Origin of the sequence: Streptomyces fumanus, assembly GCF_014655295.1 — a bacterium.
GTDB classification, from domain to species: domain Bacteria; phylum Actinomycetota; class Actinomycetes; order Streptomycetales; family Streptomycetaceae; genus Streptomyces; species Streptomyces fumanus.
In genome coordinates, this window is record NZ_BNBI01000004.1 from 398706 (window position 1) to 413915 (window position 15210).

Genomic DNA, 15210 nt, shown 5'->3' on the forward strand with positions numbered 1-15210 from the left:
CGCGGGATCGTGCGCTCCAAGTCCCTGGGCCGCGCCTCCTTCGACAGCGGCGACTGGTTCGACGCCACCCACGGGAACCGCGCGGACGGCAACGGCTTCGGCCGGGGGCTGCCGCCGGCCGCCGGTGCTGACCGCGTGGTCAGGACGGTCACCTACACGAAGAGCACCGGCACCTTCGAAGTGCCGGGCCGTACCGTGGCGGTCTTCACGCGCTGACAGGAAATGGCCCACGAAGTGCCCGTACCGGCAGACCGGTACGGGCACTTCAGTATGTGGGGGTCGGCACCGGGACGGGGGCGGGACGACAGCTTTCGGTCTTGTCGCGGCTGTCTCACCGAGCGCCGGAATGTGTTCGTCCATCGACGACAACGCGGCCTGGTGGCAGGTGTAAGACGTGCCGCTTCATCCGGCGGTAACCATACTCGCTCCGCGGGTTCGTCCGTCCGGCTCTGTCCTGTCATCCCGCGGCGTGATGTCGACTCCCGCCACTGAGCTGCGTGTTCATGAAGAGCCGCGTCTCCCGGAGGCGTGGAAACCAGCACCGCAGGTTGCTGAAACTTACCGCAATACTTTTCATCCCCTGCTGGGCCCTCGTACTCTGAGGGCGTCCGTTCAGCAAGTGAAGGGGAGCACTCTGATGAAGCGGTTTGTGCGTTCAACTTTCGTTACCTGCGCGATGGCTCTGGCCCTGGCGACCCCCGCCACGGCGGCCCACGCCGAGTCCCAGGAGGGTGCGGAGAACCAGACCCCCGCACCCTCTTGCCTGACGTACAGCCCGGGATGGCGCTACACGTTCGTGATCAACGACTGCTCGACCGCCTACACGGTGAAGGTCCTTTACGGCGACGGAACGGACGTCCCCTGCCAGGAGGTGGCTCCGCGGAACTGGTTCACCTTCCCGGGCTACGGAACCGAGGGGAACACGGTCGAGGGCATCGTCCTGTGCGACCACGCCGACGGCGCCTGACCGCGGTCGCACAGCACAACGAGCGTGCGCTCCCGGCCGGCCGGGAGCGCACGCTGTCTGCACTTGTTCTCCGGGCCGGTCCGGCCCCTGTGAGCGCCGGAGAAGCGGTCGCCCAGATGAGACGACCGGCCGCCGGCCACGGATTGTCAGTGCCCTGTCTTACGCTCCCGCCTGGCCAGTTACGGGCAGGAGGGGTGCAGTGGAAGCTATTCGCCGGGGTGACAGAGGCAAGCAGAAGGCATGGGTGTGGCTGATGGTGCTGACCGCGCAACGTGGCCTGTGCGTCTATTGCGGCCGCTCCCCGTCCACCACACTGGACCACGAACGGCCGATCGCCGGGGCGGGCCACGACATCTGGTGGAACTTCGTCCCTGCCTGCAAGCCCTGCAACCTCCGGAAGAGCAAGCACGAGAGCGCCGCGCATTGGGCCGCGGACATGGACATCTGCCACCGGTATCCGGAGTTGACGCGCTCCAAGTGGAGGATGAGCCCGAGGGTCTTCGCCGGCATCACAAGGCGCGTGGAACGCGTCCAGCGAGAGATCGCCGACGCGGATCGCCGCGAGTGGTTCGAGCTGCACTACGGCGAGGAGAAGTGGGGGAACAAGACTGATCTGTTCAAGATCCTTGATCGCTGCAAGGCGGAACTCAAGAGGTACCCGCACTACCCATGGCGGACCCCGAAGGTCAGGGAGCTGGAGGGGTACTGCACACGTCTGATCTGCTGCGGTCACTTCCATCCGCAGGCGAGGCTTCTGCCCGCGTTCCTGGAGCGGGAGGAGGTCAGGGCCTTTCAGCGGGCCGTCTTCAACGAGCGCGCGCACGAGGGCGAAGTGCTCGGCCGCCTCATCCGGGAGTACCTCGCTGACAGGGGACGCGCTCTCGACGACGAGGCATAGCCGTGCAGGCGAGAGAAGAAGGCGGCACAGCACGTCGCCGCCACTGACCCGCACGAACACCAGGGTTGACTGGCCCTTCCTCGGAGCTGCCGCGTTCGACCTGTGAACCCCGTCGTGCGGGGACACGGTCGGGCAAGGAATACTGGCGGGCGCCGGGGCCGAGGGCTATCCATCACATAGTCCTCGGCCCCGGCGCCGGGCATCAGCGCCAGGTGTCGTTGACGGTCAGGGTGCCGGTGGACGGGGTGACGACGGTGCGATGGTCACCGTTCTCCCAGGTGACGGAGCCGTCGGGATTTTTCGTGAGGTACTTGTACTGCACGGTGGTGTTGGGCGGCAACTGATGGGCGCCGGTCCACAGCGGGTTGGTGGCGGAGTCGGTGGTGAGGGGAACGGCCTTGGCCGGGTCCCAGTTGCCGAGGTCGGGCAGGTTGCCGGCGACGTAGAGGTTCTGGCCCCAGGTGGTGGCGGCCGTTACGCGGAACGAGGCGGAGACGGGGCTGACGTTCCAGATGTCGTAGTTTCCCGGCGCGTCCGGCGAGACGGTCAGGGTGCGGTTGGGAATGCTCTCCCACGTCACTGTGCCGGTGGGAGAGCGCTTGAGGTACTTGTACTGCACGGTGGTGCCGACGGGGAGCTGGACACTGGTCGACCAGTTCGGATAGGAACTCGCGGTGGTGCCCAGGGGGACGGCTTTGGCCGGGTCCCAGGATCCGAGCTGCGGAACATCGCCGGTGACGAGGAGGGTCTCCCCTTCCGTGGTGGCCTGCACATGGAAGGTGACCGAAGTGTCCTGGGCCGTGGCCGCCCGGGCGTGAGCTGCCGTGCCGGCGAGCAGTCCGGCGAGGAGCACAGCGAGCGCGAGCAACGGCCGCAGGGCGGCGGGCACGCGGTGACGTATCGAAAGCATGACATCCCTTCGATGGAACGTGGCGGCGGATCCACGCCCGCCAACCGCGCACATCCCAACACAAGTTGAAGCCAAAGGGTGACTGCCTGCGCTCGAAGCGTTCAATCATGCATGTGATTCGGCCGCGATACCCGCCTCGCCTTGCGGCTTCCTTAAAGGTCTGAATGAACTCCCGGGTGCAGGGGCGACGAGCCGATCAAGCTGGTCGCGGAAGGAAGCGACCTCCTGCGGTCACCCGCGGCTTCACCCACAAGCCGCCTCACGTCGGTGACCAGGCATCCGCGTAGACCGCCCTGGCCTTGCGCAAGATGACGCAAAACTTTTCAAGCACACCGGACGGCCGTCGAGCCCCTTCGGTGGCCGGTTCGCCGTACACCGTGGCAGTTGTGCGCACGGCCCGCTCTCCATGTAGTCGGCGTAGGCGTGCCCCGGCCGGGGCCGTACGGGTCTTATGGTCCGTCACCCGGGCGGAGTTGACGTCGTTCTCGCGGGGAACGACGTCAACTCCCTGACGGGCCGGGCGCGGTCGCTGCAGCCGGCGGAAGAACGCCGCAAAAGTCACTCCAGGTTCGGCATCACGACCCGCTCCGAGCCCTCCTCGTCGCCACAGTGCTTCCCGGCACACCTCTGTCGCGGAACCCCCCGAACCGGCCGGGCGGTCCCGCGACAAGCCCTTGGTGATGCTCAGCAGGACGGTGAGTTCATGATCTTGATGGCGGTGACGACCCAGTCGTTGTTGTCGACGATGGTGTTCGGCGCCAGGCAGAGCGTCCCGCCGTGGGCGTAGTACAGCAACGCCCCGTCGTCGTTGCGCGAGTTGAACACCCACTCGGAGTTGCGGCTGCGCGCTCCGAGATTCTGGGGACTGCTCGTGATGTCCTTATAGGTCGCGGTGGGCTTCTTCGCATTCCAGTCGGCGTCGGTCAGGTAGAAGCAGACGCGCGGATAGGTACACCCATGGGCGGTGTTCGCGGAGGCCGTGGGAGCCGTGCTCAGGCCGACGGCGGCGAGCGAGGCCGCTGCCGCGCCGATGATGCCGATGCGCTTGATGACGTTCATGATTCCTCCTCGTCGTTACGGCACGCTACTGCCCGCTGCCGCCCGGGCGGGCCGGGTCGGTGGTGGGTTCACCCCGTCGAAGGAGCGGCTCCGGCGCACCGCGGCCGACGGCGCGCGGGACCTGTCGGAGTGATGGTCCTGGGGTGCCTGCTGGGGCTCGAGGTGGTCATGTGCGGGCGTGGTGGAGGAGTCGTCCGCCACAGGCGATGCCCCGGCGGGCCCGGGCGGTGTCGCCGAAGTCGGACAGGGGCCGACCGGCGTCGACGGAACGGCCCGTGCAAGCGGGGCTGGAAACCCGCAGCTCTACGGCGTCAGTCGCCACCTTCAGCACCCTCTGCGTGACCGAGGCGCGGGGCCGGGGCGAAGCCGGCGCCGGAGTCCACCGCGCCGCACTCATCCTCTGGCTCCGCTGACACCCGGTACTGCGAACAGCAGTCACTCTCGATGTGGGTGCTCGCCGCGTCGAAGGGTGCCGACTGGCCCGTGTTCAGCGGTCGGTGGACCGTGAAGCCCGAGCCGCCGCGACGCGGTCCGCGATGTGGTCGATGACCACGGTGACCGCGCGGCGGTACGGGGTGGCGTCCTGGTTCACCTGCGACAGGAGCATGCCGCCCTGGATCGCGGCCAGCAGCGCGACCGCGAGCGCCGTGACGTCCTCGTCGGCTCCGAGGTCGCCGCGCTCGCGCATGCGGGCGAGTCCGGACTCGATCGCCGCCTGCCACGCGGCGAACCCCGTCGCCAGGCCGAGGCGAGCCGAGGGGTCGATGTCCGACAACTCGCTCGCGAGCGAGCCGATCTCGCACCCTCCGGCGCAGTGCACCGCGTCCAGGCGGACGGCGGCGCGCTCGCACCACTCACGCAACGCTTCGATGCTGTCGAGGTGGTCGAGCAGGGGCCGCTGCTGTTCGAGCTTCACGGTGCTCTGGTACTCGATCACCGCCGCCGTGAGGCCCTTCTTGTCTCCGAAGTAGTGGTAGATCTGCGAGGCGCTCACCCGAGCCCGGCGCTGCACGTCGGGAATGCTCGTGCCGGCGACCCCCTGCTGGAACATCAGCTCGGCGGCGGCCTTCAGGATGCGCTCTCGCGTACGACGGCCGCCCTCCGTGCTCGCCGCCTTGACCCGGGTCTCGACACTGCGCGTCTGCATGGGAGTCACCCTACCAAAGATTGGAATTGACTTTCCAACTTCGTGATCCCTACGGTTGGAGCGTTCATTCCAAGATCGCTTCAGCGCCCGTGAAAGGGGCAGCTCATGGCCCTCGACCCGCAGATACAGACCGTGCTCGACAGCCTGGCCGCGACCCCGTCGCCCGCGGCCAACACCCTCACCGTGGCGGAGAACCGCGCCGCCGGCCGGGCGTTCGCCTCGTTCGCCGATGACGTCGTCCCGGTTCGTGCGGTCCGCGACACGGCCTTCCGCAACGGCGACCACGACGTCCCGATCCGCATCTACACACCCGAGACGATCCCGACGGGCTCGCCCGCTCCGGTGACCGTGTTCTTCCACGGCGGCGGCTGGGTGTTCGGGGACCTCGACAGCCAGGACCACTTCGCCAGGGTCGTCGCGACACGCTCGAGGACCGTCGTCGTCTCGGTCGGCTACCGGCTGGCGCCGGAGCACCGGTTCCCGGGGGCCGTCGAAGACAGCTACGCCGCGCTGCGGTGGGTCGAGCGGAACGCCGGTGCCTTCGGCGCCGATCCGCTGCGCATCGCCCTGTTCGGGGAGAGCGCGGGAGGCAACCTCGCCGCCGTCACCGCGCAGGAGGCGAAGCGGCGCAACGGACCGGCCGTCACCTTCCAGGCCCTCGCCTATCCCGCGACCGACCGCTTCGACGACAGCGCGTCGATGTACGACAACGCTGCCGGACCCCTGCTGACACGGCCTTGGCTCGAGTGGTTCTGGGGCGTCTACCTGAACACCCCCGACGAGGGCGCCGACCCCCGTGTGTCTCCGTTGCGCGCGGAAGACCTCACCGGGCTCCCGGCCGCGTTCATCGTCACCGCCGAGTACGACCCACTGCGCGACCAGGGCATCCGGTACGCGGACGCTCTCCGCGAGGCCGGCGTGCCGGTGACGCACCGCCCGGTCCGGGGAGTGCCGCACGCGTTCCTGTCCTTCACCCGTGACGTCCAGGTCGCGCGCGACGTACTGAACGAGATCGGCGACGCCATCGGCGCAGCCTTCGCGCACGGGGCAGGCGGCCCGACGGTGAGCACACCCACCTCGGTGTCGACGACACCGGCATCAGAGGAACGTGCCCAGTCGGCCCCCGCACCGGCCCGGACGATCCCTCGGCCCACCGTGCCGCCGACGGTGACCGGCGACACCTCACCCGTCAGCTCATAGACACACGCCCCGCTCGGCTCGCGGTCGCGGCCCGGCCGCGGAGGGAGGCGGATCGCCTTCGTGTCGCCCGTGCAGGGTGAGGTGTGTGCGCCAGTACGCGGCAACCATCGTCGCACTCGGGGCCTTCACTGAGGCCGAATGCGCAAGCTACGGAACCGTGAACAGCTAGAGTGCGGACGTGGCGCGATGAGGGGGGCACGGTGGCCAAGGTCAATATCAGTCTCGACGCCGAACTCGTAGTGGAAGTAATGGTGCTGGCGGGGATCGGTTCGCCCCAGGACGCGATCGAGGCGATCGTGCGGGACTACATCGCCCGTGGCCACCGCACGGAGGCCCGCACCGAGCTCAAGGACCAGAACCTGCGCGAGCTCGACGTCAAGCCGCAGGAGCCGCAAGGCTGAGCCCCGCCCGAGCTGCCGCTCGAACCGCCAGGCGACGCATCCAGGAGTCCGCCGGGGCAGACGGCGAACGGGGAGCCACGGGACAGCCCTGGCGCGAAGGCGGAGCCGAAGCGACACGGTTACGGTGCCCGGTTGCGCGGCGAGCGCCCGCGCGGTTGCGGGGCCGGGCCTTCCCGAGGGCTCGGGGAAGCCCAAGGCCGAGACCGCCGCCCGGTTCGCCGAGTGTGTGGCACGGCCGGGCATGAGTGTTGACCGGCGGGATACTCGCAGGTCATGACCGTGCTGACAGCGATTCGTGAGACAGACCGGAGCGTGTCCAAGCGGCTGGCTGCCAGTACCCCGCCCGCCCTCCACCGGACGCTGTCGGCAGTGGAGGAGGCGGCGGAGGGCACCAAGTTGTGGTGCGGCGCGGCCGTGGTGATGGCCTTGACGGGCGGCTGGCGCGGCCGCAAGGCCGCCGCCGCGGGCCTGACCGCTGTAGTGGCGGCACAGCTCATGGCCAACGGTGTGTGCAAGCAACTGGCCGACCGCCCCCGGCCTCCCGAGCAGTGGTTCCCGCACGACGAGACCGAGGACCGTCCCGACTCCTCCTCCTTCCCTTCCGGGCACACCGCCGCCGCCACCGCTTTCACCGCCGCGGTGGCCCTCACCTGGCCGGCGGCCGGTGCCCTGTGCGCGGTGCCGGCTGCCCTGGTGGCCGTCGAACGCGTACAGAGCGGAGCCCACTACCCCAGCGATGTCGCGGCTGGCGCCGTGGTCGGCCTGGCCGGTGCCTGGCTCACCCGCCGCGCCCCGCGTCTGATCGCGGGCCGCCGTCTGAAGCGGCCACTGCGCGAGGCCGTCCGCGTGGTGCACCCGTCCGGCCGCGGATGAGGCCCCCGCCGAGCAGGGCGTACGGTTTTAGCGGATCCAGTACCGTAGGTGCCCGCTCATGGGGCCGGACGGCCCGCAGCCCCGGTTCCGGCGCCGGGACCCCCGGCCGGGTTCGTGACTGCGTCCGGGTGGTCTGCGGCCTCGCATGGCGGGGGCGCGACGGCTCACACGGCGCTGGGCCGCACCATGTCCGCGTACGGGTTCCAAGGCTTGCGGAACCCGCGGGCCGTCACTCCGTCGGCCCGAGCACCTGCCGGGTACGTGCCGCACCGGCGGCAACGGCCGGTGTGCCCTCACGCGGAACACACAGGAAGGCATCTCCTCCATGCCGAAGGTCCAGCAGCCACTCACCGACGACAGCATCAAGGTGCGTCAGCTCAGCCACTACCAGTTCAGTTGGGTGGCCGGGGAACCCGGGAGGCGCGGCACGTTCACCCTGCAGCTCGTCCTGGACGAGGGTGCCTGGGAAGAGGTGCTCACCGTGGACGCCGAGGACGCCGACGTGCTGCAGGACCTGTTGGTGAACACCGGGACAGTGCATTACGACGTCTCGCGCCGCACGCTGATGTTCGGCGTCACCGCCACCGGTAGCTGACCCGACGCGAGCACCGGGCCCGGCCTCCGCGCGGCATCGCTCCGGACCGTCTGGCGGCTTCGCCGGCCGACCTCGACACGATGGCCGAAGCCCGGCGCGATCCGTCGGCGTGTACGGCCGGACGCAGGCACCGATCGCGATCACCCGCCGAGCACCGAGGGGCGGGCCTCGGTCCTGATCGACGGCTGATCACGCCTCGCCGTGGTCGAGGAAGCCGGTGATCCGGGGCCACAGGTCGGTCCAGAGTTCGCTGGTGTACTCGTTGTCGTGCCCCAGTCCGGCCACGGTCACCAGTCGCGCGTGCTCGGCGTGGTCGGCGACCTCCTGGGCCTGGGCAACGGGCACCACTTCGTCGATATCGCCGTGGATCAGCAACAGGGGCGTGCTCACCCCGGCCAGTGCCCGCAGCGGTTGCCGGGCCGGGTCGGCGAAGTAAGAGCGAAGGTCCGCCGGCTCGATGCCGGGATCGACCGGCAGCACCGTGTCCGGGGCGGGCCGGTAGAGCCCCATGATCAGCACGGCCCGCTGCCACAGCGCTGGCTCGCGGGCCACCGCCAGCAGGGCGGCGTACGCACCCCTGCTGGTGCCGGTGATGCTGACCCGGGACGCGTCGATCTCCGGCATGGCGGCGAGATAGCGGGCAGCCGCCAGGACATCGTCGACGTCCCGGCCGCCCATCTCCAGCCGGGCGGCGTGGTCCGGGCCGTGTCCCGGGGTGCCGCGATGGTCGACGGTGAAGACCGCGAAGCCCGCGGCCCGCAGCGGGGCATGTTCGCTGATCTGCGCGTAGCGGCCCTGGTCGTCCAGTGCCCCACCGGAACCGGAGGTGCACACGACCACCGCGGGGAACGGTCCGGGGCCCGCCGGCAGGCTGAGGTGGCCGTAGACGGTCAGGCCGTCCGACGAGACGAACTCGTGCGTGGTGAGGTCGGTCAGCGAGAGGGTGGGCCGGGACGCCGCCTGGCCCAGCTCGTTGGCGAGGATGGCGGTCAGCCCGTCCAGGGTCAGATTCCGTTGCAGGCGCACGGCCGGGACCGCCACCCCGAGTTCGTTCTGCAGCAGCACCCGCAACTCGACGCCCGCCAGCGAGTCGACGTCCACCGACTGTCCCGACCGGACCTGCTCCCCGGACAGACCGGTCACCTTCTCGACCAACGGTGTGACGAGGCCGGGCAGCAGGGTGACGCGTTCCTCCGGGGTGGCCTCCCGTAGCAGTTGCGGTACCGACGTGCTCTGGTCGCTGTCCAACGCTCCGGCCGGCACCAGGTTCTGGTAGCGCGGCAGATGACGGAGCTGGGGATTGGCCTGGGCCCAGCGCCGCCAGTCGATGCCCGCCACGGAGCCCTCCACGGTGCCGGTGCGCAGCAAGGTCTCCAGCTCGGCCATCACCCGCGTCGGCGGGATGCCCAGATGGCCGTTGATCCGCAGCACGTTCTCGACCGAGCTCCGGCTGGCCGCCGCCCCGACCTCGTCGACCATGCCCCAGTTCACGCTGGTGGCGGCCAGCCCTCGGCCGTGCCGGTAGCGCGCGAGGGCGTTGAGGAATTCGTTGGCCGTGGCGTAGGCGCCGGTGATCGCCGATCCGAGCTGCGAGGCGAACGAGGAGAACAGCACGAAGTGGTCGAGCTGGTCCGCCCGGGTCTCCAGGTGGAGGTTCCACGCCCCGTCGGCCTTCGGTCCGGTCGCCGTGATCAACCTGTCGGCGTCCAGATCGGACAGCAGCGCGTCGTCGAAGTCCGCCGCGGTGTGGAAGACGCCCTTGATCGGTGGCATGGTGGCCCGGACCTGGTCCAGGACCTCCCTGACCCGTCGGCGATCGACCACGTCGGCCCGCTCGACACGGACCTCCACGCCCCGCTCCTCCAGCTCGGTGACCGCCCGCCTGACCTCGTCGGTGGCGATGCCCCGCCGCCCGACGAGTACGAGATGCGCGGCCCCGTGGCCGGCCAGCCATCGGGCCGAGGCCAGGCCCAGTCCGCCGAGGCCGCCGGTGATCACGTAGGTGCCGTCGGTGTCGATCAGTGGGGTGGACACCGAACTGGCCGGCACGCGCACGGTCTCGCCGGTGAAGCGCACCACGATCTTGCCGATGTGTCCGCCGTGCGCCATCGCCCGGACCGCGTTCTCCACCTGCCCGGCCGGTACCTCGGTGACCGGCAGCGGGTCGAACAGGCGCTGGTCGTAGCAGTCCGCCAAGGCACGCATGCCGTCCTGGACCAGCTCCGGCCGCAGTCGCATCATCTGGTCGTAGTCGAAGGCGTGGAAGGAGAGTCCGCGCTGGAACGGCGCCAGCCGCAGTGACCGGCCGGCGGCGATGTCGGTCTTGCCCACCTCGACGAACCGGCCGAACGGCCGCAGCAGGTCCAGGCTCCGGTGCAGGAACTCGCCGGACAGCGAATTGATCACGACATCGACGCCCTCACCGCCGGTCAGCGCCAGGATGTCGTCGGCGAAGGAGGTGGACCGGGAATCGGCGACCCCGGCGACGCCTTCGGCGCGCAGGAAGTCCCGGCGCTCCGCACTGCCCGCCGTCGCGTACACCTCGGCCCTCAGCGACCGTGCGATCCGGACCGCCGCCAGGCCGACACCGCCGGTCCCCGCGTGCACCAGCACGCGCTCTCCCGGCCGCACGCCGGCCAGCCGCACCACCGCCTGGTACGCGGTGATCGCCGGGAACAGCGACGCCGCCTGGGCCAGGGACATCGTGTCCGGCCTGCGGGCCACTCGGACCTGGTCCAGGGTGACGTGCGAGCGGAACAGGTCCCGGCCGTGTGCGAAGACCTCGTCCCCGGCCTTCAGGTCCGACACGGCGGCGCCGACCCGCACGACGGTGCCCGAGCACTCCATGCCCAGGGTCTCCTGCGAGTAGCTGCCCTCCATCGCCTCGGCGGTGAGCAGTCCGGTGACCTTGAGGACGTCCTTGAAGTTGAGGCCGACATGGGAGACCTCGATCTCGACCTCGGTCGGTTCCGGGGCCCGCCGGTCGATCGCGGTGAAGCCGAGTCCCCCCGCACCCGTGTCGCGGGCGACCAGCCGTACCGGGACCCGTTCGGTCGGCACGGTCATATGGTGCAGCTCGGACCGGGCATCGGCGTGTTCGATCCGGCGGACGTGGCGGACCCCGCCGCGCAGAGCCACCTCTTCCCCGTCCTCCCTGGTCAGTTCGGCGACGAGCGCGTCGATGCCGGCCGGCGAGTCCAGGTCGATCAGCCGGCACCGCAACTGCGGGTACTCGGCGTCGACGACCCGGCCGAATCCCCACAGCGCCGCCGCGAACGGATCGGTGGTGGCGTCGTCGGCCGTGACGCTCTGGGCGCCGGAGGTGATGATGAACAGCGGCACCGGCGGCAGATTCTGCACCAGTCGCAGCGGGTGCGCGACGGCCGTGCAGGCAGCGCTGCCGGGGGTCTTGGGATCGTTGAAGTAGACCACGCCACGGCACGTCGGGTCGATCCCGTCGTACTCGGGCGACAGCAGGTGCAGGACGTCGCCGCCGTCCTCCCGGAGCGCGCGCACCAGATCGGCCGCCTCTGGTCGTGAGCCGATGACGACCCAGGTTCCCTCGGCGCTGCCGCGTTCGGCCGGTTCCGGTCGCCAGACGTGTTCGTAGTACAGGTCTTCCGATCGCAGCGGCTGCTCGGTCCGGTCGTCGGGCAGGGCCCGCGACCGCAGTCCGATCACTTCGGCGGCCACCTCGCCGTCGTCGGTGTAGAGCGTCACATCGCAGTCGAACTGTCCGGCGGCGGTGTCGAGCCGGCCTCGCCCGTGCAGCCACAGCCGGCGGCCCAGGACGCGGTGGAAGCGGAGTTCCGCCAGTCGGGCCGGTATGTAGGTGCGGCGGATGCTGTCGTCGATCGCCAGTGCGCCGACGAGCATGGCGTGCAGCGAGGCGTCGAGGGCGGCCGGGTGCAGCCGGTATCCCCGGCGGTCCAAGGAGGCGATGTCCAGTTCGGCGAAGACCTCCCCGGTCTCCGCTCGGAACCACAGCCGGCTGATCCTGCGGAACGCCGGGCCGTAGTCCAGCTCGGTCCGGTCGCGCAGCAACCGGTAGATCTCGTCGCGGCCGAGTTCCGGCAGCGAACGCGTGAGTCGCTCCAGCGTGCTGGTCTGCCGCCGCGGTGGGCGTGGCCGTACGACGTCCGGGTGGCGGGCCTGGGTGTGCAACGTCCACTCCGCGTCGTCCCGGTCACGGCTGTGCAGGGTGATCAGACGCTGCTCCGGGTCGTAGCCCGAACGCAAGGTGGCGATGGCCTGCGGGGCGAGGGCCAGCGGGTGGGGGAAGACGACGTCGGTGAGCACACACGGTTCCTCGTCGGGGAACAGCGCGAGCGCCGCCTCCAGGTAACCGGTGCCGGGGAAGACCGCCGTCGACCCGATGCGGTGGTCGACGAGGTACGGGAACGCGGCGGGCGACAGTTCGACGTCACGGACCAGGTTGGTCGCGCCGGTCGGCCGCCCGGCCAGCCGGGGGCCGTCGACGCCGAGCCGGGCCTGGCGGGAGGCCGTCGACTCGACCCAGTGGCGCTCGCGCTGCCAGGGATACAGCGGCAGGTCGAGGTGTTCACGCGGGCCGGGATGCACTCGTTCCCAGTCCGGGTCCACCCCGGCCGCGTACAGGCCACCGAGTGCTTCGCCGAGTTGCCGCCGCTGCGGCCGGCCGCGCAACTGGGCGGCCAGCCGTACGGCGTCGCTGCCGCGTTCGGTCAGTGCTTCGTCGATCGACGCGGCCAGTACCGGGTGCGGTCCGATCTCCATGATCGCGCCCGGGGACCGGGCCAGCAGCTTGTGCAGTGCGTCGGCGAAGCGCACCGGTTGCCGGACGTTGCGCCACCAGTAGTCGGCGTCCATCCCGGTTCCGTCGACCCGGTCGCCGAGCACCGTGGAGAACAGGGGGATCGTCGCCGTACGCGGTCGGATACCGTGCAGAGCCGCGAGCAGCGGTTCGTGTATCCGGTCCATCTGGTGGCTGTGATAGGCGACTTCGACGCGCAGCGGACGGACCGAGGCCCCCACCGCTCGCAGAGCCGCCGCCACCTGGTCCATCGCCTCCTGGTCGCCGGCCAGTGTCGTCGCGTTGGCACTGTTGATCGCCGCGATGCTCACGCCGTCGACCAGATGGGGCCCCACCGCGTCGGCGGACAGGTCGACGGCGGCCATGACACCGAGGCCGGCCAGGCCGGCCTGCAGACTCGCGCGCTGGACGCTGATCGTCAGCGCGTCCTGCAGTGTGTACACGCCGGCGGCGTAGGCGGCGGCCACCTCGCCGACGCTGTGACCGACGATCATCGTCGGCTCGATGCCCCAGTCGCGCCAGATCGCGGTCAGTCCGGTCTGCACGACGAAGTTCGCCACCTGCGCGTACAGCGTTTCGGTGAGCCGGGACTCGGCTTCCGACCGGAGCAGTTCCTCGGTGATCGACAGTCCGAAGGAGGCGAGGATCTCGTCGCACTCGGCGACCACCGCCGCGAATCGTGGGTCGTGGAGGAGCAGCTCACGCCCCATGCCCCACCACTGCGGCCCCATGCCGGTGTAGACGAACGCCAGCTCGTCGCACCGGTCACGGCGTCGGGCGTTAGCCACCAGGCGCAGCTTCCCCGCCGCCTCGGCCGGATCGGCGGCGACCACGAACGTCCGGACGGGATGGTGTTCGCGGTTGCGGGCAGCGGCCCGGGCCGTCCGACGCAGTGCGGGGGCATTTGGCTGGTCCATCAGGGACGCGTACGCCTCGGCCAGCGCCTGCAACGCCTCCGGGCTCCGGGCGGACAGCGGCAGCACCCGCGGCGAGCCGTCATCGGGGTCGGTGTCCTCGGCCATCTGTCCGGGGGCGTGTTCCAGCACGGCATGGGCGTTGGTGCCGCCGACGCCGAAGGAGTTGACACCCGCCCGGCGGGGACCGTCCTGCTCGGGGAAGGGCGTGAGCTCGGTGGGCACCCGCAGTGGCAGCCGGTCGAAGGGGATCTTCGGGTTCGGCCGCTCGAAGTGCAGGTTCGGCGGAACGGCCCCGTGGTGCAGGCAGAGCGTGGCCTTGATGACGCCGGCCACCCCGGCCGCCGCCTCGGTGTGACCGATGTTCGACTTCACCGAGCCGATCAGGTGCGTCCGGTCGGATCCGTTCAGTACGTCCCCGATCGCGGTGGCCTCGATCGGATCGCCGACGGCGGTGCCCGTGCCGTGCGCCTCGAAATACCGCACCGACAAGGGATCGACGCCACCGACGCGGCACGCCTGGCGGATCACCGCCCGCTGCGCTTCGCCGCTGGGCACCTGGATGCCCGGGGTGCGGCCGTCCTGGTTCACCGCGGTGCCACGGACCACCGCGTGGACGCGGTCGCCGTCACGCAACGCGGCAGCCAGTGGCTTGAGGACGACCAGTCCGGCGCCTTCGCTGCGGACGTACCCGTCGGCCCGGTGGTCGAACGACTTGCAGCGGCTGTCGGGCGACAGGAACTGGCCCTTGGCCATGAGGGTCGTCGTCGCGGGCACGCCCATCACGTTGACCCCGCCGGCCACCGCCAGGTCGCACTCACCGCGGGTGAGCGCGACACACGCCTGGTGGAACGCGACCAGTGACGACGAGCAGGCGGTGTCCATGGTCAGCGCCGGTCCGCGCCAGTCGAAGAAGTACGCCAGCCGGGCGGCCAGCATGGTCATGCTCACCCCGGTCGGTGTGGCCGGGCCGATCAGTTGGCGGTTGGCCTCGGACAGGTGCAGCATCGCCGCGTCGAAGGTGAAGCCGCCGATGTAGGTCCCGACCCGGTTCCCGGCCGTACGGGAAGGCGGGATCCCCGCGTTCTCCAGCGCCTCCCACGTGACCTCCAGCAGCAGCCGCTGCTGCGGGTCGAGCGCGGCGGCCTCCCGCGGCGAGATGCCGAAGAAGGCGGCGTCGAAGCGGTCGATCGGGTCGGTCAGGAACCCGCCCTGCCGGACGAACATCCTGGCCGGTGTCGCCGGGTCCGGGTCGTAGAAGGACTCGGCGTGCCACCGGTCGGCCGGGATGTCGACGATGGCGTCCCGGCCGGTGGCCAGCAGCTCCCAGAAACTCCGTGGATCGTGGACACCACCGGGATACCGGCAGCCGATACCGATGATCGCCAGCGGCGGGAGGAGAGCCGGTTCGGGCGAGGGAACGTCAGATGAATTCATAGAATCTTCCACCAGGT

11 protein-coding genes are annotated in these 15210 nt (G+C 70.3%); 7 read left to right on the forward strand and 4 right to left on the reverse strand.

Annotated elements, in window-relative coordinates:
• The first annotated feature begins 9 nt into the window (after nt 1-9).
• The 3 genes from IE316_RS11210 (at nt 10) to IE316_RS11220 (ending at nt 1865) form a co-directional block, all read left to right on the forward strand.
• Complete coding sequence (locus tag IE316_RS11210; protein WP_190204065.1) at nt 10-216, forward strand: hypothetical protein; 207 nt, start codon at nt 10-12, stop codon at nt 214-216.
• 460 nt (nt 217-676) lie between these two features.
• Complete coding sequence (locus IE316_RS11215; protein ID WP_190204066.1) at nt 677-967, forward strand: alpha-amylase inhibitor; 291 nt, start codon at nt 677-679, stop codon at nt 965-967.
• 253 nt (nt 968-1220) lie between these two features.
• The gene (locus IE316_RS11220; RefSeq protein WP_190204067.1) at nt 1221-1865 is read left to right on the forward strand and encodes an HNH endonuclease; all 645 of its coding nucleotides are present in this window, start codon (nt 1221-1223) and stop codon (nt 1863-1865) included.
• A gap of 202 nt (nt 1866-2067) precedes the next feature.
• On the opposite strand, the gene IE316_RS11225 is transcribed toward IE316_RS11220, so the two are convergent.
• From IE316_RS11225 to IE316_RS11235, 3 genes are all read right to left on the reverse strand, one after another.
• Nucleotides 2068-2775: a CBM20 domain-containing protein gene (locus IE316_RS11225; RefSeq protein ID WP_190204068.1), complete on the reverse strand. Its 708-nt coding sequence runs from the start codon at nt 2773-2775 to the stop codon at nt 2068-2070.
• A gap of 684 nt (nt 2776-3459) precedes the next feature.
• Nucleotides 3460-3834 (reverse strand): hypothetical protein, encoded by a 375-nt coding sequence (locus IE316_RS11230; RefSeq protein WP_190204069.1) that lies wholly within the window; start codon nt 3832-3834, stop codon nt 3460-3462.
• Between the two features lie 487 nt (nt 3835-4321).
• Nucleotides 4322-4981: a TetR/AcrR family transcriptional regulator gene (locus tag IE316_RS11235; RefSeq protein ID WP_190204070.1), complete on the reverse strand. Its 660-nt coding sequence runs from the start codon at nt 4979-4981 to the stop codon at nt 4322-4324.
• Nucleotides 4982-5086: 105 nt separating this feature from the next.
• On the opposite strand from IE316_RS11235, the gene lipP1 reads away from it, so the two are divergent.
• The 4 genes from lipP1 to IE316_RS11255 all read left to right on the forward strand — a co-directional run bounded on the left by lipP1 (nt 5087) and on the right by IE316_RS11255 (nt 8050).
• On the forward strand, nt 5087-6181 hold the full coding sequence (gene lipP1, locus IE316_RS11240; RefSeq protein ID WP_190204071.1) for a LipP1 family hormone-sensitive lipase: 1095 nt from the start codon (nt 5087-5089) through the stop codon (nt 6179-6181).
• Between the two features lie 200 nt (nt 6182-6381).
• Nucleotides 6382-6582 carry a type II toxin-antitoxin system VapB family antitoxin gene (locus tag IE316_RS11245; RefSeq protein WP_190204072.1) on the forward strand — a complete coding sequence of 67 codons (201 nt, stop codon included), beginning with the start codon at nt 6382-6384 and terminating at the stop codon, nt 6580-6582.
• Between the two features lie 312 nt (nt 6583-6894).
• Nucleotides 6895-7455: a phosphatase PAP2 family protein gene (locus IE316_RS11250; RefSeq protein WP_308438911.1), complete on the forward strand. Its 561-nt coding sequence runs from the start codon at nt 6895-6897 to the stop codon at nt 7453-7455.
• 325 nt (nt 7456-7780) lie between these two features.
• Nucleotides 7781-8050, forward strand: a complete 270-nt coding sequence (locus IE316_RS11255; RefSeq protein ID WP_190204074.1) for a hypothetical protein — start codon at nt 7781-7783, stop codon at nt 8048-8050.
• Nucleotides 8051-8239: 189 nt separating this feature from the next.
• Here the strand turns inward: IE316_RS11255 and IE316_RS11260 are convergent, their stop codons facing one another.
• Entirely contained in the window at nt 8240-15193 is a 6954-nt protein-coding gene (locus IE316_RS11260; protein WP_190204075.1) for a type I polyketide synthase, read from the reverse strand.
• Nucleotides 15194-15210 lie beyond the last annotated feature (17 nt).

Coding starts and splice junctions, on each gene's coding strand:
- IE316_RS11215 (WP_190204066.1), top strand. CDS start 677: ATGGCTCTGGCCCTGGCGACCCCCGCCACGGCGGCCCACGCCGAGTCC.
- IE316_RS11220 (WP_190204067.1), top strand. CDS start 1,221: ATGGTGCTGACCGCGCAACGTGGCCTGTGCGTCTATTGCGGCCGCTCC.
- IE316_RS11225 (WP_190204068.1), bottom strand. CDS start 2,775: ATGCTTTCGATACGTCACCGCGTGCCCGCCGCCCTGCGGCCGTTGCTC.
- IE316_RS11230 (WP_190204069.1), bottom strand. CDS start 3,834: ATGAACGTCATCAAGCGCATCGGCATCATCGGCGCGGCAGCGGCCTCG.
- IE316_RS11235 (WP_190204070.1), bottom strand. CDS start 4,981: ATGCAGACGCGCAGTGTCGAGACCCGGGTCAAGGCGGCGAGCACGGAG.
- lipP1 (WP_190204071.1), top strand. CDS start 5,087: ATGGCCCTCGACCCGCAGATACAGACCGTGCTCGACAGCCTGGCCGCG.
- IE316_RS11255 (WP_190204074.1), top strand. CDS start 7,781: ATGCCGAAGGTCCAGCAGCCACTCACCGACGACAGCATCAAGGTGCGT.
- IE316_RS11260 (WP_190204075.1), bottom strand. CDS start 15,193: ATGAATTCATCTGACGTTCCCTCGCCCGAACCGGCTCTCCTCCCGCCG.